A 3,147-nucleotide genomic window follows, 5' to 3' on the forward strand; every position below is an offset into this window, starting at 1 on the left:
CTGCGTAATTTCTTTGGTGAGGGTTAATCCGATAGGATTGTGAAGCATTTATTAGGGTGCGAAACTTGAGTATTTAAGCATTATAGTGGTAAGTAAAGAATAAAGTTTAAAAGATTTCAGTAATATTCGGTAAATAAGCCGTACTCAACTAAATCGCCACATACCCAAAAATACGTTCAGCTTTTTTTGTCGAATAGTCGTCCTAAATAAATTATTTTCTATGGATATTTTTAAATTATCAAAGAAATTATCAAAGATCAAAAGTGGACAAGAGGGTCGACAATTTCGAATTTTTCTCTCCCATGGGGGGAGAAGCCTCTAACACACTAAGAAAACAACCAAGGAAGATAAGTAAAATTCTTATCTTCAAACTTATTATGCGAGGAGAACTGTATATGTATTATGTAAAGAACCAGAGAAATGGAAAAGAAATTCACGATCCAAGAATCAACCTGGCAATTGAATATTACCTATTGAATGAAGTAGAGCTTGATGAGCCGATTCTGCTATTCTATATTAATGATAATTCGATTATTGTCGGGAGAAACCAGAACACATATGAAGAAGTAAACACGACATATGTAGACGAAAACAATGTGACAGTCGTTCGTCGCTTCTCTGGCGGAGGAGCTGTCTATCATGATATGGGTGTACTGAACTTTTGTTTTCTGACTAAAGATGATGGGAACTCCTTCAGAGACTTCAAGAAATTTACTTCTCCAGTCATTGATGCGCTTCATCAGATGGGGGTAGAAGGGGCAGAACTTCGTGGGAGAAATGATCTGGTCATTGATGGTAAAAAATTCTCAGGCAATGCCATGTATGCTAAAAACAACCGCTTGACTGCTCACGGCACATTAATGTTTGATTCTGAAATCGAAGCAGTCGTCAAGGCTCTTAAACCTAAAAAACATAAACTGGAATCTAAAGGGATCAAATCCATCAGAAGCAGAGTAACAAACATCAAACCTTATCTGGATGATTCTTATCAGTTTATGAATGCAAAAGACTTCAGAGACAAGCTGCTGCTTTATATTTTTGATACTGATAAGTCTGAAGACATTAAAGAGTATGTTCTGACAGATGAGGATTGGGTCAAGATAGAAGCGTTCGCTGAACAGTATACAGCAAATTGGGAATGGAATTACGGAAAATCTCCATCCTTTGATATGGAAAGAAGTGAACGTCTGTCTGTAGGAACAGTAGAAGTTAAAATGAATGTAAGAAAAGGAAAAATAGAGGATATTCGTATTTTCGGTGATTTCTTTGGTATGGGCGAAATAGAAGATGTTGAAAAAGACTTGCAAGGTGTTCCATATACCCGAGAAGCCATTACTCATGCATTAAAGGATATCGACACTCAAACCTATTTTGGAAATGTAGATATTGAAGAACTTGTTGATCTTTTATACTAAGACCAGTTCTCTAGGTAAAGCTCCAGCTCAGTTTTAATACTGGGTTGGAGCTTTTTGTGTCTTAACGACACTCTAGATTATAAAAGTTATAATCTGAGTTCGCAGATATTCATATATCAAATTCTTTAAAACCTCTATATATCAACTTTTTTTAAGAACTATGTATAATAAAACGAAGAAATAAGTCAAAAAAATAACAAATAGGGTTTACAACTGTTCACAATTACTCTATAGTATTAAGTGTAGAAGATGACAATCATCTAAAAGAAACATTAGACATGAAGGGAGAAATACATAATGGTCACATTATTTACAACACCAAGTTGCACATCATGCAGAAAAGCAAAGGCATGGCTTGAGGAGTACGACATCCCTTACTACGAGAAGAATATGGCTCACGAACCTTTAAAAATTGAAGAGATAAAAGCAATTATGAGACTGACAGAAGATGGAACGGAAGATATTATTTCCACTCGTTCCAAAGCATTTAAAGAACTGGATATTGATCTTGATGAATTATCTTTAAAAGAACTGTTCGAAGTCATTCAGGAGAATCCGACATTGATTAGAAGACCGATCATCATTGATGACCGAAGACTTCAGATTGGGTACAATGAAGATGAAATCCGTCAATTTGTTCCTCGAGAAGTAAGAGCAATGGAACTTGAAAAGGCTCAGAAACTTGTAGCTCTATCTCAAGTATAAGAACAGCATATTAACGACTAAAAAAGAATCGACAGTGGGTCGGTTCTTTTTGACCTTATGAGAACAAAAAAGTACAATGTAATCGTCATAGCTTGTATTTGCAGGCTAGCTTTTGTATAATAATCTAAGTGCAGTCGATCTGGACTGTTTTTGTATACAAAAGAATGATTTATCATCCCAGATGGAGGACCTGTTCTCCACAGAATTGCGAGGTGCGGGATAATGGAAATTGAACATATCAATGAAGATACTATACGAGTGGTCATCGAAAATACAGATTTAGAAGAACGTGGGATTACATTCCTGGACCTGTTAGGAAATCAGAAGCAAATCGAAAAATTCTTCTACAGTATATTGGAAGAAGTTGATATTGATGAGGAATTCCAGGAATCAGAAGCAGTTACATTCCAAGTCATGCCGAACAACAATGGTCTTGAACTATTCATCAGTAAGGGAGCTAATTTCAAGGAAGAGATGAACCAGCTCACTGGACTGGGTGATGCAGCGTTTGACAGTCATCCGGACGAGAGTGATCATGAACTTACAGACGAAGTGGAAGAGTACAGTCTGGATGATAATGAGACTAAAGAGGCAATTGTTGTGTTGAACAATTTCGAACAGATGATACAGTTAGCCCAATCTTTTCATATGGAAAGCGGTGCATCAAACTTGTTCACGTACAAAGGACAGTATTATCTCCACTTAATTTTCTTTATTGAAGAAATGAATGAAAAAACGAGTGAAGAGGAGCTGGCCGTAGCTCTGGAGTATGGAGAGAAGAGTACGATATCCTCAGATGTACTCAATGAATATGCTGATCAGATAATGAAGACAAACGCCCTGGAAATGACCAGATACTATTTTAATTAAGAGGAAAGACCACAGAGATGATTTTCTTTGTGGTCTTTTTTGATGAGTATTTGAATAAAAGGACAATAGTATATATAAGAATTAAATGGAACTGTCAAATTTTTTATGAAAACTAAAAATTAAAGGTGGTGAAGGCCCACTGACTATACCAATCGGA

General features: G+C 36.1%; 3 protein-coding genes. All 3 read left to right on the forward strand.

The features are described from left to right. The first annotated feature begins 395 nt into the window (after positions 1-395). Positions 396-1,415 (forward strand): lipoate--protein ligase, encoded by a 1,020-nt coding sequence (gene lplA, locus ABFX15_RS09780; RefSeq protein WP_346025236.1) that lies wholly within the window; start codon positions 396-398, stop codon positions 1,413-1,415. A gap of 297 nt (positions 1,416-1,712) precedes the next feature. Continuing rightward, positions 1,713-2,120, forward strand: coding sequence for a transcriptional regulator SpxA (gene spxA / locus ABFX15_RS09785; protein ID WP_091264658.1), 408 nt, complete (start codon positions 1,713-1,715; stop codon positions 2,118-2,120). A 222-nt stretch (positions 2,121-2,342) separates the two neighbouring features. Beyond that, positions 2,343-2,990 (forward strand): adaptor protein MecA, encoded by a 648-nt coding sequence (locus ABFX15_RS09790; protein ID WP_091264656.1) that lies wholly within the window; start codon positions 2,343-2,345, stop codon positions 2,988-2,990. Positions 2,991-3,147 lie beyond the last annotated feature (157 nt).

Origin of the sequence: Alkalibacterium indicireducens (assembly GCF_039522005.1) — a bacterium.
Lineage (GTDB): Bacteria > Bacillota > Bacilli > Lactobacillales > Carnobacteriaceae_A > Alkalibacterium > Alkalibacterium indicireducens.